Annotated in this window: 23 protein-coding genes; 15 read left to right on the top strand and 8 right to left on the bottom strand. The window is 75.2% G+C overall.

All coding sequences use genetic code 11. The features are described from left to right. Positions 1 to 31: 31 nt before the first annotated feature. Positions 32 to 481, top strand: coding sequence for a hypothetical protein (locus tag RQM47_RS01185; RefSeq protein WP_311664219.1), 450 nt, complete (start codon positions 32 to 34; stop codon positions 479 to 481). Between the two features lie 24 nt (positions 482 to 505). Here the strand turns inward: RQM47_RS01185 and RQM47_RS01180 are convergent, their stop codons facing one another. After that, the gene (locus RQM47_RS01180; RefSeq protein WP_311664221.1) at positions 506 to 904 is read right to left on the bottom strand and encodes an SET domain-containing protein; all 399 of its coding nucleotides are present in this window, start codon (positions 902 to 904) and stop codon (positions 506 to 508) included. A gap of 112 nt (positions 905 to 1,016) precedes the next feature. After that, the gene (tsaD, locus tag RQM47_RS01175) at positions 1,017 to 2,054 is read right to left on the bottom strand and encodes a tRNA (adenosine(37)-N6)-threonylcarbamoyltransferase complex transferase subunit TsaD (protein ID WP_311664223.1); all 1,038 of its coding nucleotides are present in this window, start codon (positions 2,052 to 2,054) and stop codon (positions 1,017 to 1,019) included. 233 nt (positions 2,055 to 2,287) lie between these two features. Here tsaD and RQM47_RS01170 point away from each other — a divergent pair, with 233 nt between their 5' ends. Both RQM47_RS01170 and RQM47_RS01165 read left to right on the top strand, forming a co-directional pair. Then, positions 2,288 to 3,457 carry a phosphopentomutase gene (locus RQM47_RS01170; protein WP_311664225.1) on the top strand — a complete coding sequence of 390 codons (1,170 nt, stop codon included), beginning with the start codon at positions 2,288 to 2,290 and terminating at the stop codon, positions 3,455 to 3,457. A 75-nt stretch (positions 3,458 to 3,532) separates the two neighbouring features. Beyond that, complete coding sequence (locus tag RQM47_RS01165; RefSeq protein ID WP_311664227.1) at positions 3,533 to 4,429, top strand: hypothetical protein; 897 nt, start codon at positions 3,533 to 3,535, stop codon at positions 4,427 to 4,429. Here RQM47_RS01165 and RQM47_RS01160 read toward each other — a convergent pair. Further along, positions 4,426 to 4,842: a hypothetical protein gene (locus tag RQM47_RS01160; RefSeq protein WP_311664229.1), complete on the bottom strand. Its 417-nt coding sequence runs from the start codon at positions 4,840 to 4,842 to the stop codon at positions 4,426 to 4,428. The two genes, RQM47_RS01165 and RQM47_RS01160, sit on opposite strands and share 4 nt — an antisense overlap. A 9-nt stretch (positions 4,843 to 4,851) precedes the next feature. Between RQM47_RS01160 and RQM47_RS01155 the strand changes: the two genes are divergently transcribed. From RQM47_RS01155 to RQM47_RS01145, 3 genes are all read left to right on the top strand, one after another. Continuing rightward, complete coding sequence (locus RQM47_RS01155; RefSeq protein ID WP_311664231.1) at positions 4,852 to 5,259, top strand: hotdog fold thioesterase; 408 nt, start codon at positions 4,852 to 4,854, stop codon at positions 5,257 to 5,259. Positions 5,260 to 5,325: 66 nt separating this feature from the next. Beyond that, on the top strand, positions 5,326 to 5,664 hold the full coding sequence (locus RQM47_RS01150; protein ID WP_311664233.1) for a EutN/CcmL family microcompartment protein: 339 nt from the start codon (positions 5,326 to 5,328) through the stop codon (positions 5,662 to 5,664). Continuing rightward, positions 5,661 to 5,933, top strand: a complete 273-nt coding sequence (locus RQM47_RS01145; protein WP_311664235.1) for a EutN/CcmL family microcompartment protein — start codon at positions 5,661 to 5,663, stop codon at positions 5,931 to 5,933. The genes RQM47_RS01150 and RQM47_RS01145 overlap by 4 nt, the downstream gene beginning before the upstream one ends. Here RQM47_RS01145 and RQM47_RS01140 read toward each other — a convergent pair. The 5 genes from RQM47_RS01140 to purQ form a co-directional block, all read right to left on the bottom strand. Further along, entirely contained in the window at positions 5,930 to 7,987 is a 2,058-nt protein-coding gene (locus tag RQM47_RS01140; RefSeq protein ID WP_314007046.1) for an acyltransferase family protein, read from the bottom strand. The genes RQM47_RS01145 and RQM47_RS01140 overlap by 4 nt on opposite strands. Before the next feature lie 88 nt (positions 7,988 to 8,075). After that, entirely contained in the window at positions 8,076 to 9,095 is a 1,020-nt protein-coding gene (locus RQM47_RS01135) for a dihydrodipicolinate reductase (RefSeq protein ID WP_311664239.1), read from the bottom strand. A gap of 34 nt (positions 9,096 to 9,129) precedes the next feature. After that, positions 9,130 to 9,540 (bottom strand): hypothetical protein, encoded by a 411-nt coding sequence (locus tag RQM47_RS01130; protein WP_311664241.1) that lies wholly within the window; start codon positions 9,538 to 9,540, stop codon positions 9,130 to 9,132. A 435-nt stretch (positions 9,541 to 9,975) separates the two neighbouring features. Next, positions 9,976 to 10,467: an SRPBCC family protein gene (locus tag RQM47_RS01125; protein WP_311664243.1), complete on the bottom strand. Its 492-nt coding sequence runs from the start codon at positions 10,465 to 10,467 to the stop codon at positions 9,976 to 9,978. 95 nt (positions 10,468 to 10,562) lie between these two features. Further along, a complete protein-coding gene (purQ, locus tag RQM47_RS01120) occupies positions 10,563 to 11,270 on the bottom strand; it encodes a phosphoribosylformylglycinamidine synthase subunit PurQ (RefSeq protein WP_311664245.1) in 708 nt (235 codons plus the stop codon). A gap of 153 nt (positions 11,271 to 11,423) precedes the next feature. Here purQ and RQM47_RS01115 point away from each other — a divergent pair, with 153 nt between their 5' ends. The 9 genes from RQM47_RS01115 to RQM47_RS01075 all read left to right on the top strand — a co-directional run bounded on the left by RQM47_RS01115 (position 11,424) and on the right by RQM47_RS01075 (position 20,722). Beyond that, entirely contained in the window at positions 11,424 to 12,311 is an 888-nt protein-coding gene (locus tag RQM47_RS01115; protein ID WP_311664247.1) for a DUF58 domain-containing protein, read from the top strand. 452 nt (positions 12,312 to 12,763) lie between these two features. Next, positions 12,764 to 13,780 carry a hypothetical protein gene (locus tag RQM47_RS01110; RefSeq protein WP_311664248.1) on the top strand — a complete coding sequence of 339 codons (1,017 nt, stop codon included), beginning with the start codon at positions 12,764 to 12,766 and terminating at the stop codon, positions 13,778 to 13,780. A gap of 16 nt (positions 13,781 to 13,796) precedes the next feature. Next, positions 13,797 to 14,582 (top strand): NAD-dependent deacylase, encoded by a 786-nt coding sequence (locus RQM47_RS01105; RefSeq protein ID WP_311664249.1) that lies wholly within the window; start codon positions 13,797 to 13,799, stop codon positions 14,580 to 14,582. Beyond that, the gene (locus RQM47_RS01100; protein ID WP_311664250.1) at positions 14,582 to 14,959 is read left to right on the top strand and encodes a four helix bundle protein; all 378 of its coding nucleotides are present in this window, start codon (positions 14,582 to 14,584) and stop codon (positions 14,957 to 14,959) included. The genes RQM47_RS01105 and RQM47_RS01100 overlap by 1 nt, the downstream gene beginning before the upstream one ends. A 185-nt stretch (positions 14,960 to 15,144) precedes the next feature. Further along, positions 15,145 to 16,119 carry a VWA domain-containing protein gene (locus RQM47_RS01095; RefSeq protein ID WP_311664252.1) on the top strand — a complete coding sequence of 325 codons (975 nt, stop codon included), beginning with the start codon at positions 15,145 to 15,147 and terminating at the stop codon, positions 16,117 to 16,119. A 249-nt stretch (positions 16,120 to 16,368) separates the two neighbouring features. Next, complete coding sequence (locus tag RQM47_RS01090) at positions 16,369 to 17,433, top strand: VWA domain-containing protein (RefSeq protein ID WP_314007043.1); 1,065 nt, start codon at positions 16,369 to 16,371, stop codon at positions 17,431 to 17,433. An 80-nt stretch (positions 17,434 to 17,513) separates the two neighbouring features. Beyond that, positions 17,514 to 18,221, top strand: coding sequence for a hypothetical protein (locus RQM47_RS01085; protein ID WP_311664254.1), 708 nt, complete (start codon positions 17,514 to 17,516; stop codon positions 18,219 to 18,221). Then, positions 18,218 to 18,844: a hypothetical protein gene (locus tag RQM47_RS01080; RefSeq protein ID WP_311664255.1), complete on the top strand. Its 627-nt coding sequence runs from the start codon at positions 18,218 to 18,220 to the stop codon at positions 18,842 to 18,844. Before RQM47_RS01085 ends, RQM47_RS01080 begins: the two co-directional genes overlap by 4 nt. Positions 18,845 to 18,847: 3 nt before the next feature. Next, on the top strand, positions 18,848 to 20,722 hold the full coding sequence (locus RQM47_RS01075) for a BatD family protein (RefSeq protein WP_311664256.1): 1,875 nt from the start codon (positions 18,848 to 18,850) through the stop codon (positions 20,720 to 20,722). Positions 20,723 to 20,808: the final 86 nt, after the last annotated feature.

Raw genomic sequence — 20,808 nt, 5'->3', positions numbered from 1 at the left:
CCCGCTCCTCCCAAGCCTCCACCCCGCCCCCATGTCCTTCGCCCGCTCCCTCGCCGCCGGCCTCACCGGCGCCCTCACGCTCAACGCGCTGAACGAGGCCGCCCACCGCCTCACCGCGCCCGACGCCGCCGTGCCGCGGCTCGACCGGCTGGGGACGGCCGCGCTCTCCCGGGCGCTCGGCCTGGGCGTCCGCCCCGCCCGCCAGGCCGACGAGGGCGGGGCGGTCTACGGCGCCGCGCTCGCGCTCGACGTGGCCGTCAACACGGTGACGTATGCGACGGTCGCCGGGTCGAAGCGGCCGGTCCTGCGCGGCGCCGCGACCGGCGCCCTGAGCGGGGCGGTCGCCCTGGCCGCGGCCGCGCTCCTGGACCGCGGGCAGGACGTCGCGCGGCGGCCGGCGACGCCGGCGCTGACCGTGCTGTGGTATTCCGTGGGCGGGGCGGCGGCCGGACTCGCGGCGCGGGCGCTCGGCGAGCGGTGACGGGGCGGGCGCGCCCGGGCTGGGCTACTCCGCCGCCTCGGCCAGCTCGAAGTCGAACCCTTTTTCGGCCGTCTCGCGGTCGAACGTCCGGTAGTCGCAGGTGAGCTCCTCGCCGGCGCGGACGGCGCGGTTGGTGACGGTCGTCCGGTCGGGCGGGTCGTCGCAGTTGGGCGCTTCGGCGTGGTTCATGAACTTGCCGTTGTCGCCGCAGAACACGTAGGCGCCGCTCTCGTCGAGGTAGCACCACGCCCGCATCTGCGACTGGTACGGCTCGGGGAAGGCGGCGAGGTCGTCGGGCGTGATCTCCCAGTCGACGCCGGGCGTGAACTCCCAGATGAGCGTGCCGGCCGGGATGTCGCGGGCGGCGAACACGCCGGTACCGTGGACGGGGCTTTTTTCGAGGTACGTGGGGACGAGGAACACGGGCGGGGGCAGGGTGGGGATGAGCCTGGGGCGGGGCGGAACGTACACCACCCCGCCCCGGCGCGGCCCGCTCTCGACGCACCGCTGGGGGCGGGGCGGCCACCGGTCGCCCCTACAGCGCGAGGGCGGGGTGGGCGCCCAGGTCGAGGCCGTCCGCGTGCCCTGCGGCGAGCTTGAAGGCGGCCGTGACGGCGATCATGGCCGCGTTGTCGACCGAGTGCGCGCGGTCGGGGACGAACGTGGCGAACCCGTCGGCCCGCCCCGCCCGCTCGACAGCGGCGCGGAGGCCGGAGTTGGCCGAGACGCCGCCCACGACGGCCACGGCGCGGACGCCCGTGCGGCGGACGGCGTCGCGCACCGCGTCGACGAGCGCGTCCACGACCGTGCGCTGGAACGAGGCGCAGACGTCGGCCCGGTGGCGCTCCAGGACGGCCGCGCGGTCGCCGCCCAGGTCGGCGATCCAGTAGCGGACAGCCGTCTTGAGGCCGCTGAACGAGAGGTCGAACAGGGGCCGCTCGCCGTGCTTGCCGGCGAGGCGCGGCGAGGGCAGGTCGAGAAAGTCGGCGTCGCCTCTAGCGGCGAGCCGGTCGACGTGCGGGCCGCCGGGGTAGGGCAGCCCGAGCAGCTTGGCCACCTTGTCGAACGCCTCGCCGGCCGCGTCGTCGCGCGTCCGCCCCAGCTCGGTGTGCCGGAAGCCCTCCTCGACGAGCGTGAGGAGGGTGTGGCCGCCCGAGACTGTCAGGCACAGGAACGGGAGCGGCGGGCGGGGCGGCTCGACGAACACCGAGTAGACGTGGCCCTCCAGGTGGTTCACGCCGACAAGCGGGAGCCCGGCCCCGAGCGCGACGCCCTTGGCCGCGCTCAGGCCGACGAGCAGCGACCCGGCCAGCCCCGGCCCCACTGTCACGGCGACGGCGCCCAGGTCGCCCATCGCCACCCCGCCCTCGCGGAGCGCGGCCTGGACGGTCGGCACGACGAGCCGCTCGTGCGCTCGGCTCGCGTGCTCGGGGACCACGCCGCCGAACCCCTCGTGCACGCGCTGCCCGGCCACGACCGACGACCGGAGCGCCCCGCCCGCCCACACGGCGGCGGCCGTGTCGTCGCACGACGTCTCGATGGCCAGGATCGGCGGGAGGTCCGGGAGGGTCATGGAATGTGGAACGCGGAAGGACGAAGGCGGAAGGTGGCGACGTGGGCGGGGCGGGGTGGGGGAGGGGGGACTAGGAAATGGGAAAGAGGGAATGGGCAGAGGGTGGGTTTGGGCCACCCCGCCCGATCCGCCCCGCCCAACCTTTCCGCCCCGCCCCGGTTGACGCGGGCGGGGCGGCCGGCCACCTTCCGTACCCCGTACCCCGTACCCCGTACCCCGTACCCCGTACCCTTATGCCCGCCCCGCTCTTCGTCACCATCGTCCTCGACGGCGCCGGGGTCGGCGACGCGCCCGACGCCGAGGCCTGGGGCGACGCCGGCGCCGACACGCTCGGCCACGTCGTCCGCCAGGAGCGGCCGGCGCTCCCCAACCTCGAGATGTGGGGGCTCGGGAAGCTCGTCGACGGGCTGGGCGGGGTGGACAAGCCCGTCGCCTCGTGGGGGCGGCTCACGGAGCGGGCGGCCGGCAAGGACTCGACGACCGGCCACTGGGCGCTCGCCGGGCTCGTCCTGGAGGAGCCGTTTCCGACCTACCCCGACGGCTTCCCCCCAGACGTGATCGACGCCTTCTGCGACCGCGCCGGCGTCGACGGCGTGCTCGGCAACCGCGCCGCGAGCGGGACGGCGATCGTGGCCGAGCTGGGCGAGGAGCACCAGCGGACCGGCCGCCCCATCGTCTACACGTCGGCCGACAGCGTTTTCCAGGTCGCGGCGCACGTCGATACGGTCCCGCTGGACGAGCTGTACCGGATGTGCCGGGTGACGCGCGACGAGGTGTGCGTCGGCGAGCACGCCGTCGGCCGCGTGATCGCCCGGCCGTTCGAGGGCGCGCCCGGCGCCTACGAACGGCTCTCCGACAAGCGGAAGGATTTTTCCTTGCTGCCGCCCCGCCCGACGCTCCTCGACGCGCTCCAGGGCGCGGGCGTGCGGACGGTCTGCGTGGGCAAGATCGCGAGCCTGTTCGGCGGCGCCGGCGTCGACGTCGAGCGCAAGACGGCCGGGAACGCCGACGGCGTGCGGCAGACGCTGGAGGCCATGCGCGAGGCCGCGGCGTCGGACGTGCCCACGTTCGTGTGGACCAACCTCGTCGACTTCGACGAGCTCTACGGGCACCGGAACGACGCGGCCGGCTACGCCCGCGCGCTGGAGGCGTTCGACGAGGCGCTCCCCTTTTTCAGCGCGGCTACGCCGCCCGGCGGCGCCGTCTTCCTCACGGCCGACCACGGCAACGACCCAACGTTCCCGGGAACCGACCACACGCGCGAGCGGACGCCGGCCCTCCTCTACCGCCCGGGCCGCCCCGCCCGCGACCTGGGCACGCGCGCCACGTTCGCCGACCACGCGGCGACGGTCGCGGCCTTTTTCGGCGTCGATGGGGGCGGGGAGGGCACGCCGTTTGGGTGAGGGCGGGGCGGTCGGATCGGGCAGGGCGCGACGTACGTTCGGCGCCTCATCCGCCGCCTCGCTCTGGGGTCATCCATGCCGCGCTTTTCGTGTTGGCTTCGCCCCGCCCTGGTTGCCGTCGCCGTTCTCGCGGGCGGGGCGGCGTCGGCGCAGCCGATGTGGCGGCCGGCGCCGGAGGGGGGCAGCGTGTCGCTCGACGTGCTGAAGGCGTTCGCGGGGCGAGACGTCGTCACGGACGAGAGAGGAGTCGTGATCGGGGACGTGGGGCCGACAGCGCTGAACACGGCCCACGTCGTCTCAGCTCGTTTTCCGGTCGGCTTTGCGGTCACAGTCGTAGCAGATTTCCCGACGGCTTACTTCACTTACGACGCGTCCACCAGCAATCCTGGCGGCGGTGCGGTCGTAGGGGATCCACAGAGCGAGTTCGGCATCGGTAACCCTTACCTCGGCGCCGAGCTCGCCGCCCGCCCCGCCCTCACCGTCGAGGCCGGGGTCCGGCTCCCGCTGTCGAGTCACGAGTTCTCCCCCGCTCGATTCACGGGCATACAGACGTCTTTCGAGGCGGTCGAGATGTTCCAGGACGGTACGTTTTCCGCGCGGCTCGGAGTCCGGTACGAGCCAGCCGTGTCACACGCCATCCGGCTCCGCCTTCTCGCCGCTCCGGTCCTCCGGACCTTCGACTCGTTCGAGCAGGACGGCCCTGTCGTCCAGGAGCGCCGTGCGACGAATGTCGAGGTGCAGTACGGTGCGCAAGTCGTCGGACTGCTCGACCGGGTCGAACTTGCGGGCGGGGTGGTCGGCCGGCTCGACACGGCGGGTGATATAAATCACTCCCCGGTCTCGCTAACGCTCGGCGCGTCGGCCCAAGGCCTGCCCGTCCGACCAGGGCTCCTCATCCGCGTCCCGATCCACGACAACCTCTTCGACACGGACGCCGTCGTCGGCTTCAGCCTCGACGTCCCGCTCCGCTAGCCGCCCTGCGCGGGCGGGGCGGCGTCCTCAGCCCGCGCCGCCGCCACCTTCCGCCGCACCTGGCGGACCGTCGAGACCGCCCCGCCCACGACGAGCACGGCCACGAACGCGTACACCCACCACGGCACGTTCCGGCCGACGACGATGAGGTAGAGGTAGGCCGAGACGAAGAAGAACCCGGCCGCGAGCGCCGGCGCCACCACGCTCCGCCCCGCCCGCGCGTTGCGGACGAGCCACGCGACGGACGCCGTGAAAAACGGGATCGCGCCGACGTAGATCACGCCGAAGACGAGCGGGTCGACGCCGTATTGGGCGCCGAGGCCGAAAAACCAGTCGCGAAGCGTGTCGAACAGGGCGGGACCCTCGGGCGGGGCGGCAGCGTGGGGCAGGTAGACGCCCGCCCCGCCCCCCACCTTTCGCCCGTGCCCAAGACGCTCTCCGACTTCCCCGACCGCGAGACGCTCGGGACCACGCTCGGCATCGACATCACCGAGGCCTCCGGCACGCGGTGCGTGGCGACGATGCCCGTCGAGCCGCGCCACCACCAGCCGCTGGGCTACCTCCACGGCGGGGCCTCGGTCGTGCTCGCCGAGACGGTCGCCTCGGTCGGCGCCTACTTGGCGGCGCCGGACGGGCAGACGGCGTTCGGCATGGAGATCAACGCCAACCACCTCCGCCCCAAGCGCGACGGCACGCTTACGGCCGTGGGCGAGCCCGTCTACGTCGGCCGCTCGACGCAGGTGTGGCAGATCGACATCCGCGACGAGCGCGACAAGCTGATCTGCACGAGCCGCTGCACGCTCGCCATCGTCCCGCTCGACGGGCGCTGAGTGGGGCGGGGCGGCTCCCTGCGCGCCCGGGCTACCTTCCGCCGTCCCACCCCGCCCCCTGGCCCCATGCTCCTCGGCAAAGTCATCGGCACCGTCTGGGCCACGCGCAAGGACCCCGGCCTGGTCGGGATCAAGTTCCTGATCGTCCGCGAACTCGACCTCGACGGCGAGCCCCAGGCCGCGTTCGTCGTCGCCGCCGACGCGGTCGGGGCGGGCGAGGGCGAGGTGGTCCTGGTGGCGCAGGGCTCGTCCGGGCGCCAGACGGCGATCACCGACGGCAAGGCCGTCGACGCCGTCGTCATGGCGATCGTCGACCGGCTGGACGTGGCCGGGGGCGGGGCGGAGATCGAGGACCGCGCCGACGAGGCCGCCCCGCTCGCGTTCGAGCCGGCGGGCGGGGCGTGAGGCTGGGCCGCGTCATCGGGAGCCTCTGGGCGACCCAGAAGGACCCGTCGCTCGTCGGGCGGCGGATGCTGCTCGTCCAGCCCACGCACGCCGACGGCGCTGACGCCGGCCGGCCGACGGTCGCGCTCGACACCGCCGACGCCGGGCCGGGCGACACGGTCCTCTACGTGACCAGTTCGGAGGCGGCCATCCCGTTCCGCCCCGCCCACGCCCTCACCGCGACCGACGCCACGATCGTCGGCGTCGTGGACCCCGAGGCGCAGCGCTAGCGGATGGCCTCGTCGATCCGCCGGGCGACGACGGGGGTGAGGTCCGCGACGAACGATGCCGCCAAGTGATCGCCGTCGCGGTAGAGGGGCCGGCTTCCACGGACCGTCTCGCAGGGCTCGCCGGAGCAGAGCTCGTCGGCCCACGCGACGTAGCCCACGCCGCCGGCAGAAGCCGCTTCCTTCTCAACCTGGGCTGCCCGATCCCGCTCCAGGTTTTTGGCCTGGAACTGGCACGCCGCCCCGCCCGACCACGGCTGCCACGCCGCCCGCGCGAGGCACCCTGTGACGTCGAAGTTAGGCCGCGGCGAGTCTTCTAGATAGACAACGTGATCGGCCGCGCCGGCCAAGTGTTGGAACACCCGGGCCGCCCCACCCCGCCAAGCCGTGTCCCACGCGCGGACTGGCGTCCGGTCCTCGTAGGATGGCAGGAGATACGCGGACGAACTCGACGCGACGACGAGGTACGGGCGGAGCCGTGAGATTTCCTCGAACGCTGCCTCACGCCACATCGTGCACTCGTCGTAGATGCGGCCGAGGCCGGGATTAAACGTCTCGACATCGACGGCTGGGCACGCCGACTTGGTGAGGGAAACTAGTCGCCAGCCGCGCGCCATCGCCACCCGCTCGATGGCGGGAAACCACTGGGCCGCGTGGCTGTCGCCGAACAGGACCACCGTCGTGTCCGCGTCGACCACGCCGTACGAGCAGCCCTCGGCAGCTGTCGCGTAGAAGTCCGCGTGGCACTCGTCGCCGTAGACCGCCGCCAAATCGGCCCAGGCTTCCGTGAACCGGACTTGGTCCGGGCGCTGCGCCCAGGCCTCCGCCGCCTGCCACCACGCTGCCGACAGCCCCACCCCGAGCGCCGTCAGCGCGACGGCCAGCGCCAGCGACCGCCCCGCCCGCACCCGCCCCGCCAGGGCGGGGTGGTGCCGGACCGGGTCCTCGACGAGCCGGTATGACGCCTCGGCGAGCCCGAGCGAGAGGGCCACGAGCGCGAGCCGGGCAGGGAGCGTCTCAGCCAGCCCTAGCGCGGCCCCGAACACGAGCACCGGCCAGTGCCACAGGTACCACGAGTACGAGAGCCGGCCGAGCTCCTGGAGCGGGCGCCACGCCAGCGCCCGCGCGAGCGCCGTCTCCGTGCGCGCCGTCCCGGCCCGGAGCGCGAGGACCGTCGCGGCGACCGGGACGGCCGCGGCCCACCCGGGGAACAGGGTGTCGGCCCGGTACAGCGCGCCGACGGCCACGATTGCCGCCAGCCCGACCCACCCGAGCACACCCTCGGCGGCCCCCACGCGGCCCGGGTTCAGGCGCCTCGACCCGGCCGCCCCGCCCCCGGCCACGAGCATCCCGAGCGCCCCGGCCGCGAACTCCCACGCCCGGAGCGGCGAGAGGAAGAAGGCCCACGGCTGGCGGACGCCCGTGAGGTAGACCGAAGCCGCAAAGGACACGACGGCCACAGCCGCCATCCACCCGACGAGCCGCCGCCGCGACGGCCGCCGCCCCGCCCGCCGCTGCCATCCCAACGCGCCGAACGCGAACAGGACGAAGACCGGCCAGACGACGTAGAACTGCTCCTCGACCGAGAGCGACCACGTGTGGAGGAGCGGGTTGTCCTCGGCCGCCGCGCCCAGGTAGTCCGTTGCCCGCCGCGCGAAGAACACGTTCGAGAGGTACGCCGCCGTCGCCAAGGCCGACTTCGCCAGGTCCCGCTGCTCGAACGGGGCTAGAACGAGCGCGCCGACGGCGACCGTCGCTACGAGGACGACAGCGACGGCCGGGAGCAGCCGCCGCGCCCGCCGCGCGTAGAACCGCACGAGGTCGACGGTCCCCGTCTCCTCGGCCTCGTGGACGAGGAGCCACGTGATGAGGTAGCCCGAGAGCACGAAGAACACGTCGACGCCGATGTAGCCGCCGCCGAACCCCGGCACGCCGGCGTGGTAGAGCACGACGAGCAGCACGGCGACGGCCCGGAGCCCCTCGATGTCGGCGCGGAACCGGGGGCGGGGCACGAGCCGCGCGGGATTCTCAGCGGGCGGGGCGATCTGGGCAGACACAGGGCGGGGCGGCGGGTGGTGGGCACGCTCTCGCCATATCCTGTGCCTCCCTGCAGGGCGAGGCGGTATGGAAGGTTCGGGTCGCGCCCTAACGGGAACACGCGCCGAATCTAACTGAGCGGGAGCGCCCGCCCACGGCCGCCGCGGGCAGGTCGAGCACCGTCCGCAGGCCCGGCCGGACGGCGGCCACGCGGGGGACCGCGTTGACGAGCGCCGCGACCGTCGCCGTGTCGCCGAACGTCCCGCCGCGGACGACGACGTCGAGGCCCGGGTCGCCCGCGATGAGGACCCGGTCCTCGTCGGGCGCCCCGACGGCCATCGTGAGCGTGAGCGTGGCGCGGACCGCCCCGCCCTGGCGCACCGTCGCCGTCTGGTGGATGCCGGCCACGCTCCCAGCGCGGACCGTCACATGCTCAGTCTCGTGGTCGGCGTCGGACACGTGCGGGCCGAACGTCTCCTCGATCTCCACCCCGCCCCAGCCCAGGCCTGCCGCGAGCACGCGGGCCGATTCGACCATGCCGATGTGGCCAAACCCGCCGGCCGCCTCGCGCTCGCGGAACGCCTCGGCGGAGAGCCCCGCCCCCACCTTCCGCTGGAGCGGCCCCCGCCGCCGCCCAGCGTCGACCGACCGCCACACGTCGACGCGCTCGACGCGGGCGCACGCGCTCGACAGCACGACGGGCAAGAGGTCCATCACGAACCCCGGGTTCACGCCCGTCCCCACGACGGCCACGCCGGCCCGACGCGCGGCGGCGTCGACGCGCTCCGAGAAGCCCGCGTCGCGCTCGAACGGCCACACGAGCTCCTCCGCCGACGACACCACGTGTGCCCCGGCCGCGACGCACGTCATGATCTGGCCCTCGATTCGGTCGAGGAACGAGGACGTCGTGTGGAGGACGACGTCGGGCCGCCACGCGGCGAGCGCCGCCTCGGCGTCGTCGCGGACCAGGACGCCGACGGGCTCGCCTCCCAAGACCTCCCCGACGTCGCGCCCGACGGCCTCCAGGTCGAGCGCGCCCACGAGGTCGAGGGCAGGGCGAGATTGAACGAGGCGGGCGCAGGCCCGGCCGATGGGCCCGAGCCCAAACTGGACGACGCGGAGGGGCATGGGCGGGGCGGCCGTATCGCGGCGGCGGGCAGCGCTAGCCGACGACGAAGGGGTCGGTCGAAAGCCGGACCTCCTCGTCGCCGTCGGACACGTTCAGGAGGAGCCGGTAGGTCCCGGCCGGGACGTCGAGGTCGATGGGCGGCGACATGGATGTCTCGCCGGCCGGGAGCACCACGATGGCGCCGCCGCAGGTAGGGCGGTCTGGGCGCGCGATCTCGCCCCATGCCCCGGTCGTCCTCTCGGCCTCCAGCGCGGCCCAGCAGCTGGGCGGCCCAAACTCGATCGGGACCGACCCCGTGTTCTCGATCCGCAGCGTCGCGTCCGCGCCGAGCGCGTAGGCCGTTTTGTCGGTCGACAGCGTGGCGCTGAACGCCTGGCCGTCTGTGAGGGCGGAGTCGCAGCCGGCAGCCGCGAGGGCGGCGAGCAGGAAAACCAACGGGCGCATGGGCCGGGGCTGAGGAGGGGGACCAAGCTACGGCCCCCCTCTCCGGCCCTGGCGGGGCACTTCGGCGCCCCTCTCCACCACAAAGCCGCCTCAGAGAGACGGGCTCTCCGAGGCGGCGGGTTTCGGACGCCGCGTCCCTGGCTAGCGGACGTCCGAGTCGGTTGCGGGCGGGCCGCAAAGGTGTAGCTCCGGTGGAGGCGCTTCTTTCTACACCGGCGGCAGAGAACGATAACCGAGCGGGATGGGCGGAGTTCGAGAGACAGCGAATCGAGGAGACGCAGGACCAAGGCTTATCTATTTGAGATACAAACATATGATGTCCAGGCGTCGGGCGGGATGGGACCTGCCCTTCAGAGCTTGTCTGACACGCCCGTGCGCCTCGCAGCGAGACGGAGCCGCCGGACCGGCAGCCGCCCCGCCCGAGCGGCGTCCCCGCTAGCCCGCCACCGCCCCGCCCAGGCGGTCCAGGAAGCCGTCCGTCATCCGGCCCATCTCGAACGCCACGGCCGGCTCGACGACGCCGCGCGCGAACCGGGGCGCCGGCACCTCGAGGGTTGCCTCCAGGCGGAGCGTGCCCGCCGCCCCGCCCGGCGCATCGCGGAGCGCCACCCCGCCCGCGAACCGGGCGTTGCCGACGCCGTCGATCGGCGTCCAGGACAGGGCGTAGGCGCCGTCGTCGGCGTGGTAGCGGCAGGCGTAGACGGTCGTGACGCGGGCGCCGGGCGGCCCCATCGGCTCCATCGTCCAGACGAACGCGTCCGCGGACTCCGCCCCGCCCTCGGCCGCCCCGCCCTCGTACGGCTCGACCGAGGCGACGCCCGGGAACAGGGCGCCCCACCGGGGCACGTCGCGGAGCCACGCCCAGGCCGCCGCGGGCGGGGCGGGCAGGTGGAACGCGCGCTCGACCTGGACGGAGACCTCGATCACAGAAGCGGGGTGGAGGAGGAGAAAGCCGAACGTGGCCGCCCCGCCCCCAGCGCAGAAGCCTCTCGCCGCGTCTCCAGGCGTTCCGGGCGGGGCGGTCAGGCCGCGACGCCGTCGCCTGCCGCGAGGTGGTCGAACACGGACTGGAAGACGCGCGCGCCGTCCGCCCCGCCCAAGAGCGCCTCGACGCACCGCTCGGGGTGCGGCATCATGCCGACCACGTTGCCGGCCGCGTTCGCGACGCCGGCGATGTTGCGGGCCGACCCGTTCGGGGCCGCCTCGGGCACGGCCTCGCCCGCGGCGTCGACGTAGCGGAAGACGACGCGGCCCTCGCCCTCCAGCCGGTCCAGCGTGTCCGCGTCGGCCGTGTAGTTGCCCTCGCCGTGGGCCACGGGGACCGTCAGGACCTCGCCGGCGTCGAGGCCCGACGTGAACGGCGTCGCCGTCGATTCGACGCGGAGGTGGGCGTCTTTGCAGGCGAACCGGAGGCTCGCGTTGCGGAGCAGCGCGCCCGGCAGGAGGCCGGCCTCGCACAGCACCTGGAACCCGTTGCAGATCCCGAGCACCGGCCGCCCCGCCCCGGCGACCCGCACGACGTCCTTCATCACGGGCGAGAACCGGGCGATGGCCCCGGCCCGGAGGTAGTCGCCGTAGGAGAACCCGCCGGGCACGACCACGAGGTCGGCGTCGCCGACCGACGCCTCCTTGTGCCATACGAACCGGGCGTCCTGCCCGAACACGTGCTTCGCGGCGTGGTACACGTCGTGGTCGCAGTTGGACCCGGGAAAAACGAGGACGGCAACCATGAATGCGGAAGGTTGAACGCGGAATGGTGAAGGGGTACCCGCCGGGCCACCCCGCCCCGCCCGGTCGACGTACCTAATCTAGACGGTCGCGTCGGGCAGGTGGCCCTGCACAGACGCCCGTTCCGCGTTCACCCTTCCGAATTCCGCATTCTCGTGATTCCCCGCGAGCTGTTCCGCAAGATCCGCCACGTCGAGGTCCGCACGCGCGGGCTCGTCGACGACGTGTTCGGGGGCGAGTACCACTCGGCGTTCAAGGGCCGCGGTATCGAGTTCGCCGAGGTCCGCCCGTACCAGGTCGGCGACGACGTGCGGACCATCGACTGGAACGTGTCGGCGCGGACGGGCGAGCCGCACGTGAAGCTGTTCGAGGAGGAGCGCGAGCAGACGCTGCTCCTCGTCGTCGACGTGTCGGGGTCGGAGGACTTCGGGAGCGGGGAGGGCGCCAAGCGTGACCTGGCCGCCGAGGTCTGCGCCGTGCTCGGGTTCTCAGCGCTCCGCAACAGCGACAAGGTCGGGCTCGTCCTGTTCACCGACCGCGTCGAGCGGTTCGTCCCCCCGCGCAAGGGGCGCCGCCACGTGCTCCGCCTCCTCCGCGACCTCTTCGCGCACGAGGCCGAGCACCGGGGGACGAGCCTCGACGACGCGCTCGACCACGTCCTCCGCGTCCAGCGCCGCCGCGCCATTGTGATCCTCGTCAGCGACTTCCTCGTGCCCGACGACGCCGACCTCGCGCGGCGCCTCCGCGTCGTGGCGCAGAAGCACGACGTCGTCGCCGTCCGACTCGTGGACCCGCGCGAGGAGGCGCTGCCGGCCGTGGGCCTGCTCCGCGTGGTCGACGCCGAGACCGGCCGCCCCGCCCTCGTCGACACGTCGAGCGCCCGCGTGCGCCGCGCCTTCGCGGACCGCGCTGCCGCCCGCGCCGCGCGCGCCGAGGCCACGCTCCGCCAGGCCCGCGTCGACCACGTCACGCTGCGGACGGACGAGGACTACGTCGAGCCGCTCTCGGCCTTTTTCCGCCGCCGCGTGCGGGGCATGCGATGACCAGAGGGAAGAGGGAAGGGGGAAGAGGGAAGGGGGAGGCTTGTCCCGAGCCGCGCGTGCTCGGGCGGGGCGGGGCGGGCGGCTGGCCTGCGCGGGCGGGGTGGGCGGCAGCGGCTGTCCCCCCTGGCGAGGAGAACACGCCGTTCGACCTTGAGAGGCCATTTGGGATTTCTCCCTCCCCCGCCGGGGGAGGGCCGGGGTGGGGGACAGACGTCGACTCAGGGCGGGGTGGTCGGCTCATCACCCCCGTGGCTGCGCCGGCTTCGCGGCTCCCGATCTCCCCTCGCTGGGGGGAAGAGAAGAGCGGCTGGTTCCAAGCAGCTTTCGGGCGCAGCGGTGAGCAGGCGGACGGCGAGTGCCCCGGGCGGGGCGGCCGGCCCCGCGCCACCCCGCTCTGCGCCGGCAGCCGGCCTCGCCCCGACCCGCCCCGCCCCGCGCGCCTCCGGTGGCTCGTGCCCCTCGCGCTCCTCCTCGCCGCGGGCGGGGTGGAGGCGCAGAGCGCGCGGCTCTACGTGCTGGCCGACACCGTCGAGGCCGGCGAGCCCTTCGAGATCGCCGTGGCCGTCGACCACGCGCCGGGGCAGCAGACGGCGTTCCCGGCGGTCCCGGTGGACGACCCCGAGGCCGCCCCACTCCTCGCCTTCGGCGACGCCGAGGCGACGGCCGTGCGCCGCCTCCCGCCCGCGATCCGCGGCCGCGTGCGGACCGACAGCGCGGTCTACGCCGTCGCCGCGTTCGCCGTCGACTCCGCGCGCGTGGGGCCGGTCGAGGTCCGCGTCGACTCGGCGGCGGTGGCGACGGGCGTGGCCGTCGTGCCGGTCCGCTCGCTCCTGGAGGGCGCGCCGCCGTACGAGCCCACCCCGCCCGGTCCGCTCGACGACTTCCCGAGCGCGGCGCCCGTCTGGATCGCGCTCGGCGTGCTGGGCGCGCTCGTGCTGCTGGGGGCCGGCGCGTGGGCCGTCCGCACGCTCCGCCAGCCCAAGGCGGTGGGCGGGGCGGCGCCCTACCCGGCGGCGCTCGCGCGGCTGGACGCGCTCGCCCGCGAGGCGCCGGCCACGCCGGCCGAGGTCGAGACCCACGTCGTCGCCGTGCGCGCCGTGCTCCGCGAGTACCTCGCGCGCCGCCTGGGCCTCCCCGCCCTCGAATCGACGACCGAAGAACTGGACGCCGCCCTCCGCGCCGACGCCCGCGTCCCGGGCGGGGCGGCCGACGCCGTCCGCAAGGCGCTGCTCCCGACCGACCTCGTCGCCTTCGCGGGCGCCCGCCCCGCCCCGCCCGAGGTGGCCGCCTTTGGCGACCGCACGCGCGCCGCCGTCGAGGCGGTGGAGGAGGGCGTGCGGGAAGCGGAGCGCGGAGACGCGGAGGACGGAGAGAGGCCCGGACGGGGCGGGGCGGCCAGAACGCCCGACGCGCAGGCGGAGACGGCCGGCGGTGGACGCGCCGTTCGGACCGACGCCCCCAGTCCCTAGTCCCCCAGTCCCTAGAATGCACCAGCCCATCGGCCCGCCGTTTTCCGACACGCTCGTCCGCCGCCTGCGGCAAGCCCGGCGCGTGGCCGTGCTGACCGGCGCCGGGATCTCGGCCGAGAGCGGGGTCCCCACGTTCCGCGACCCCGACGGCCTGTGGCAGCGGTTCCGCCCCGAGGAGCTTGCCAACGTCGAGGCGTTCCTCGCCAACCCCACGCTCGTGCAGGGCTGGTACGCCCACCGCCGGCAGGTCGTCGAGGACGTCGAGCCGAACGCGGGCCACTACGCCTTGGCCGAGCTCGAACGCTGGGTGACGGGGCGGGGCGGCCAGTTCCTGCTCGCGACCCAGAACGTGGACGGCCTCCACGAGCGGGCCGGCAGCCAGAACCTCGTCGAGCTCCACGGCTCGCTCCGCCGGTCGCACTGCCTCGACTGCGGCGCGCCCGCCCCGCCCCCGACCGCCCCGCCCGCAGACGCAGACGGCGAGGGCGGGGTGGCGCGGTGCGCGGCGTGCGGCGGGCTCGTCCGCCCCGACGTGGTATGGTTCGGGGAGATGCTGCCCGAGGACGCCATCGGCCGGGCGACCGAGGCGGCGGCGCTCGCCGACGTCTACCTCTCGGTCGGCACGAGCGCCGTGGTGTACCCGGCCGCCGGGCTCCCCCAGGTCGCGCGCCAGGCCGGGGCCTACGTCGCCGAGGTCAACCCGACGCCGTCCGACATCGCGTGGCGCCTGGACGAGCAGGTGCCGGGGCGCGCGGGCGACGTGCTGCCGGCACTGGTCGAAAGAGTGACGGGTGACGAGTGATGGGTGATGAGCAAGAGCGGCGGAGACCGTATCGGTCGCACCGGGACCTGGAGGTGTGGTCCGACGGCATCGCCCTCGTCCGGGACGTGTACGCGCTGACGCAGGCGTGGCCGTCGGACGAGCGGTTCGGGCTCACGTCGCAGGTCCGCCGCGCGGCCGTCTCGGTCCCGTCGAATGTTGCGGAGGGGTGGGGGCGCCACAAGAAGGGGGAGTTCGACCAGTTCCTGCGCTACGCCCGCGGCTCCCTCTTCGAGGTCGAAATGCAACTCACGATCGCCGTCGAGATCGGCTTGAACCGAGAGCAAGAAACGGCCGGTCTCCTCCGCCGGATCGACGTGCTCAGCCGTCGCCTCCTCGCTCTCCGCCGCTCGTTGTGAGTGACGAGTGACGGGTAAAGAATGATGAGCAAAAGCTTCCCACCCCGCCCCAGCGAGTGACGGGTGAAGACTAATGAGCAAAGGCCCCCCGCCCCGCCCGCTGTGCGTCCTCTATCGCTCCGCCCGTCTCTGCATTTGCTCATCGCCCGTCACTCATAACTCGTCACCCACAACCCGTCACCCACTTGACCTTCGCCTCCCCCCTCTGGCTCCTCGCGCTCCTCGCCCTGCCCGCCCTGTGGTGGGCGGGGCGGCGGGGCGGGGCGGCGCCCGGCGTGCGGTATTCCGTCGCCGACGACGCGGCGGCGCTGGGGACGACCGGGTGGGCGCACGTGCGGTGGCTGCCCGGCGCGCTGCTGGCGGCGGCGTTCGGGCTGGGCGCCGTCGCGCTGGCCCGGCCGCAGGAGCGCGACGCGTCGCTGGAGCGCTCGACCGAGGGGATCGACGTCGTGCTCGCGCTCGACGTGTCGACCTCGATGACGGCCGAGGACTTCGTGCCCAACCGCTTCGAGGCGGCCAAAGCCGTCGCCGCCGAGTTTGTCCGCGGGCGGACATCGGACCGGATCGGGCTCGTCGTGTTCGCCGCCCAGGCCTACACGCAGGCCCCGCTCACGCTGGACTACCCGTTCCTGCTCACGATGCTCCAGGAGGTGCGGATGGGCGTGATCGAGGACGGCACCGCGATCGGCACGGCGCTCGCCACCGCGACCGCCCGGCTCCGCGACTCGGACGCGGCCTCCAAGGTCGTCATCCTGCTCACCGACGGCCAGAACAACCGCGGGCAGGTCGACCCCCAGACGGCGGCCGAGGCCGCGGCCGCGCTCGGCGTCAAGGTCTACGCCATCGGCGTGGGCGACGAGGGCGGGGCGGTCCGCGGGGCCGGCCCGTTCGGGGGCGCCTTTTTCGGGACCGCGCCCGAGGTCGACGAGGAGGCGCTCCGCGCCGTCGCCCAGACGACCGGCGGCCGCTACTTCCGGGCCACCGACGCCCAGGCCCTCCGCGAGATCTACGCGGCCATCTCGGACCTGGAGCGGACGGAGATCGAGGAGACCGTGCTCCTGGACGTCCGCGAGCTGTACCCGTGGTTCCTGTGGCCGGCCCTCGCGTGCCTCGTCCTGTCGGTCGGCCTCTCCACGACCCGCCTCCGCGAAGTGCCGTGAGTGATGGGTGACGGGTGAAGAGTGACGGGCAAAGGCCCCTCGCCTCGCCCCAGCGAGTAACGAGCGACGGGTGAAGAGTGATGAGCAAAGGCCCTCCACCCCGCCCGCTGTGCGTCCTTCACCGCCCCGCCCGAGTACGCGGCGAGTAAATCACCGCCCCGCCCCGCCCCGTTGCCGCTCGGCTAACCGCCCCGCCCGCACTTGCATGTGCCCATCACCCGTCACTCGTAACCCTTCACCCGCACCCCGTTGAGCTTCCGCGACCCCCTCGTCCTCGGTCTCGTCGCCGTCCTCGTCGGCGCCGCGCTCGTCGCGTTCGCGCACGCGGCGCGGCGGCGGGCGGAGGCGCTGCGGCTGTTCCTGGGCGCGCGGGCGGGGCGGGAGGAGAGCGGGCTCGCGCCCGTCGCTAGAGGGCGGCGCGTGCGGGCGGGGCTCGTGGCCGGCGCGCTCGCGTGCCTCGGGCTCGCGCTCGCCGGGCCGCGCGCGGGCACGTCGGTCCGCGAGGCGCGGCAGGAGAGCCTCGACCTGCTCGTGGCCCTCGACGTGTCGGAGTCGATGCGGGCCGAGGACGTGGCGCCGAGCCGCCTCGACCGGGCCAAGCTCGCCATCGAGCGCGTCGTGGCCGACCGCCAGGGCGACCGCGTGGGCCTCGTGGTCTTCGCCGGCGAGGCGTTCCTCCAGTGCCCGCTGACAACCGACCGCGGGGCGCTCCGCCTGTTCCTCGACGCCGCCGACCCCGAGATGGTGGGCGCCCAGGGCACCGACTTCGCGAGCGCGCTCCGCGTGGCCGACCGGGCGTTCGACGCGGCGGCCGAGGGCGCCGACGCCCGCCCGCGCGCGCTCCTCGTGGTGTCCGACGGCGAGGACCACGAGGGCGGCCTGGGCGGGGCGGCCGACGCCCTCCGCGACGACGGCGTGACGATCCTCGCGCTGGGCGTGGGGACCGAGGAGGGCGCGGCGGTCCCCGAGGTCCGGCGCGGCCGCGTGGTGGGCGTCCACCGCGACCGCTCGGGGGCCGAGGTCGTCTCGCGCTACGAGCCGGGCGCGCTCCGCGACCTGGCCGGCCGCGGCGACGTGGTCCGCGTGGGGCAGGGCGGGGCGGCCGCCGCCGAAGTCAACGCGCTGCTCGACGGGCTCGACCGGGCGGTCCTGACCGAGAGCGAGGTGGCGGCCTCGGCCGAGCGGTTCCAGTGGCCGCTCGCGCTGGGCCTCCTGCTCCTGCTCGTCGAGCGGCTCCTGGCCCTCCGCCCCGCCCCGCCCGACGACGACGCGGGCGGGGTGAGCGCGCCCCGCCGCGAGGCGGCGACGGCATGACGGGCGTGCGCGACGACCGCCGGGGGGACACGCCGACCGCCCCGCCCCCCACACGGGCACCCGTAGGGACACGGCTTGCCGTGTCCGCACGCGGGGCCTCCCGCCCCGCCCGCGCGGCCGGGGCGGGGTGGCTGGCGCTGGCGCTGGCCCTGGCCGTCCTCGCCGGCTGCGGCGACGTGACGGCGGCGCTCCAGCCCGGCGTGGCCGAGGGGCGGGGCGGCGTCGAGGCCCAGGCCGCGGGCGACCCCGAGGGCGCCGAGGCCGCGTTCACAGAGGGCCTCGCCGCGCGCGACGTGCCGCGCCGCGTGCAGGCCCAGCTGTGGCACAGCCTCGGCCTCGTCCGCGCGCAGCGCCAGGCGACCGCCGAGGCCGACAGCGCCTTTGCCGAGGCCATCGACCGCGCCGACGACCCCGCCCTCCGCGCCCGCTACGCCTTCGACGCTGGCGCGGCCGCCCTCGCCGGCGACGACCCCGCCCTCGCCCTCGGCCACCTCCGCCGCGCCCTCGTCCTGGACTCCGAGAACCCGGCGGCCCGGCGGAACGTCGAGATCGCGCTCCGCCGCCTGGCCGACCGCGAGCCGCCCCGCCCGACGCCGTTCGCCGAGCAGGTCAAGGCGCAGGCCGACTCGCTCGTGGCCGCCCGGCAATACCCGGCGGCCCTGGACGTCATGGTAGACGGCCTCCGCCGCGACTCGTCCGTGGCCGTCTACGCCGACTTTATCGGCCGCCTCGCCGGCGTCGCCGGCATCGAGACCGGCGGCCCCGCTGCCCAACCCCCCGCGCCGTGACCCGCCCCGCCCTCGCGCTCCTCCTGTTCCTGGCGTCGGCCGCGCTCGCGCAGTCGGTCGGGCGGGGCGGCCCGTCGCCGGTCGAGACGTACCACGAGGGCGCGCAGGCGTTTATCGAGGGCGACGTGGCCGCGGCGTCGGCCGCCGTCCGCGCCGGGCTCCAGGCGGCGCCCGGCGACGAGAAGCTCCAGAAGCTCCGCGACCTCATCGAGCAGGAGCAGGAGGAGCAGGACCAGCGCCGCGGCGGCCAGCAGGACCAGGACGCCGAAAACGAGGACTCCGAGGGCCAGCGCGACGACGAAGGCCAGAGCGGCGGCGAGGGCCAGCAGCAACCGCCGGAGGACGACGAGGGCGGGGCGGAGCGCGACCAGACCGACACGCAGACCCCGCCGCCCGGCGGCGGGGGCGAGGAGCCGGACGACCAGGAGGGCCAGCAGAGCCCCGGTCGGAGCGTCGGCGAGGGCGGGCCGACGCCGGCCGGCGACGGGGCGGTCCCCGAGGGCCAGATGAGCCGGGCGCAGGCCGAGCGCATCCTCGACGCCGTCGGCGGCGACGAGCGCCTGCTGCTCCGCGAGCTCCGCCGCTCCGAGGCCCGCGCGCGGCGGACGGACAAGGACTGGTAGCCGATGCCCGCCCCGCCCGTTCTGCTCTGCCGCCCCGCCCCGCTCGCCAGGACGCCTTGGCGCCGCCGACCCCTATCACGGGCGGGGCGGGGCGGCGTGTGGCTCGCCCTCGTCGTCCTGTGGGCGCTGGCGGCGGCCGGCGCCGCGGCGCAGTCGGCGAGCGCGGTCGTGTCGGACCGGGCGGTCCGCGTGGGCGAGCCGTTCACGTACACGCTCACGCTCCAGGGCGGGGCGGGCGACGACGTCCGCGCGCCGATCGCGACGGGCGCGCTCCGGCTCGTCTCGGACCAGCCCACGCTCGACGTCACGACGATGGTGGGGGGGCAGACGCAGCGGCGCGTGGCGTGGCTCTACGAGGGCACGCGGCCCGGGACCGGCCGCGTCGGCGGCCTCCGCGTCACGGTCGGCGGGCGGAGGCTCACGGTCGACCCCGTGGCCGTCACGGTCAACGGCCGCGCCCCGCCCGCGCGCGCGCCGAGCGGGGTGCCCGGCGTGGGGTCCGAGCTGTTCGTCCGCGCCGAGCCCAGCCGCGAGACGGCCGTCGTGGGCCAGCAGGTGGTCGTCGACTACGTCCTCTACTTCGAGCCGCACGTCCAGCCGCGCCAGACGGCGCCCATCGGGACGTGGGACGCCGCCGGGTTCTGGCGCGAGGAGCTCGACGTGCCCTCGGCGTACCCGCGCACGGTCTCGCTCGGCGGGCGGACCTACGAGGCCGTCACGATCCGCCGCGTGGCCCTCTTCCCCACGCGCGCCGGCACGCTCGAGCTGTCGCCGATGGAGTTCTCGGTCGACCTCCTGCGCACCGACCGCCGCATCGGGAACGACCCGTTCGCCCCGTTTTTCTCGCCGTTCAGCCAGCGCTACACCGAGGAGACGGTAACGGCGCCGGCCGCCCAGGTCGCCGTCCGCGAGCTGCCGCCCGGGGCGCCGCCCTCGTTCGACGGGGCCGTCGGCCAGTTTACGCTGCGGTCCTCGGCCGACCGCCACGCGGTGGCGGCCGGCGAGCCGGTCGAGGTCCAGGTCACGATCTCGGGGACCGGCAACCTCGCCACACTCGGCGCCCCTGCGCTCGACGTGCCGCCGAACGCGGACGTGTACGGGCCGGAGGAGGACCGCGAGGCGATGCGCGGCGCCGCCCCGCTCCGCGGCGTCAAGTCGTTCACGTGGACGCTCGTGCCGCAGGGCGGCGACATCGAGGTGCCGCCGGCGGCGTGGTCCTACTTCGACCCGGCGACGGGCACCTACCAGACGCTCCGCACGGACCCCGTCGAGGTCGCCGTCCGCGGCGGCACGGTCGCGGGCGGGGCGGTCGCCGCAGACGGCGCGCGCCGCCTCCGCACGGACGCCGACTGGCAGCGGCCGGCGGGCTCGACGGCGTGGCTGTGGGCCGTGCTCGGCGGCGGGCTCGCGCTCCCCGCCCTCGCCGCGCTCGCGCTCCTGGGCGTCCGCGCCGGGCGCGAGCGGCTGGCGGCCGACACGCCGGATCGCCGGAGCCGCCGCGCCGCGGCCGCCGCGTCGAGCCGGCTGGCGGGCACGGCGGGCGGGGCGGACGGCTTCCGCGAGGTCGAGCGCGCCGTCCGCGCCTTCCTGGCCGACCGGCTGGGCGTGCCGCCGTCGGTCCGCGAGCGCGCCGCGCTCGACGCCCGGTTGGAGGCGGCGGGCGCGCCGACCGAGCTCCGCGACCGCGTCCACGCCGTTATCGCCGCGTGCGCGCGCGGCCAGTTTGCGCCCGGCCTCGCGTCCAATCTCGCCGCCGTCCGCGCCGACGCCGAGGCGACGCTCGGCGCCCTCGACTCGCTCGGGCGCGTTCAGCGTTCGGGGTTCAGACGGTTCGGGGAGCGGCTCCAAAGGCGCGGGGGCGGGGCGGCGACGTCCTGAGCCGGCGGGGACGCCGCCGAACCGGCACGGCCGAACTCCACAACCCTGAACCTCCCCGACCCCGAACCACCCCGCCCCGCCCCGCC

The organism is Rubrivirga sp. S365 (assembly GCF_032248475.1).
Lineage (GTDB): Bacteria > Bacteroidota > Rhodothermia > Rhodothermales > Rubricoccaceae > Rubrivirga > Rubrivirga litoralis.
Note: the sequence above shows the minus strand (reverse complement) of the source record. Positions and strands in the feature narration are given on the sequence as shown.

Coding starts and splice junctions, on each gene's coding strand:
- purQ (WP_311664245.1), bottom strand. CDS start 11,270: ATGGTTGCCGTCCTCGTTTTTCCCGGGTCCAACTGCGACCACGACGTG.
- RQM47_RS01105 (WP_311664249.1), top strand. CDS start 13,797: ATGCACCAGCCCATCGGCCCGCCGTTTTCCGACACGCTCGTCCGCCGC.
- RQM47_RS01170 (WP_311664225.1), top strand. CDS start 2,288: ATGCCCGCCCCGCTCTTCGTCACCATCGTCCTCGACGGCGCCGGGGTC.
- RQM47_RS01185 (WP_311664219.1), top strand. CDS start 32: ATGTCCTTCGCCCGCTCCCTCGCCGCCGGCCTCACCGGCGCCCTCACG.
- RQM47_RS01165 (WP_311664227.1), top strand. CDS start 3,533: ATGCCGCGCTTTTCGTGTTGGCTTCGCCCCGCCCTGGTTGCCGTCGCC.
- RQM47_RS01130 (WP_311664241.1), bottom strand. CDS start 9,540: ATGCGCCCGTTGGTTTTCCTGCTCGCCGCCCTCGCGGCTGCCGGCTGC.
- RQM47_RS01150 (WP_311664233.1), top strand. CDS start 5,326: ATGCTCCTCGGCAAAGTCATCGGCACCGTCTGGGCCACGCGCAAGGAC.
- RQM47_RS01075 (WP_311664256.1), top strand. CDS start 18,848: ATGCCCGCCCCGCCCGTTCTGCTCTGCCGCCCCGCCCCGCTCGCCAGG.
- RQM47_RS01135 (WP_311664239.1), bottom strand. CDS start 9,095: ATGCCCCTCCGCGTCGTCCAGTTTGGGCTCGGGCCCATCGGCCGGGCC.
- tsaD (WP_311664223.1), bottom strand. CDS start 2,054: ATGACCCTCCCGGACCTCCCGCCGATCCTGGCCATCGAGACGTCGTGC.
- RQM47_RS01100 (WP_311664250.1), top strand. CDS start 14,582: ATGGGTGATGAGCAAGAGCGGCGGAGACCGTATCGGTCGCACCGGGAC.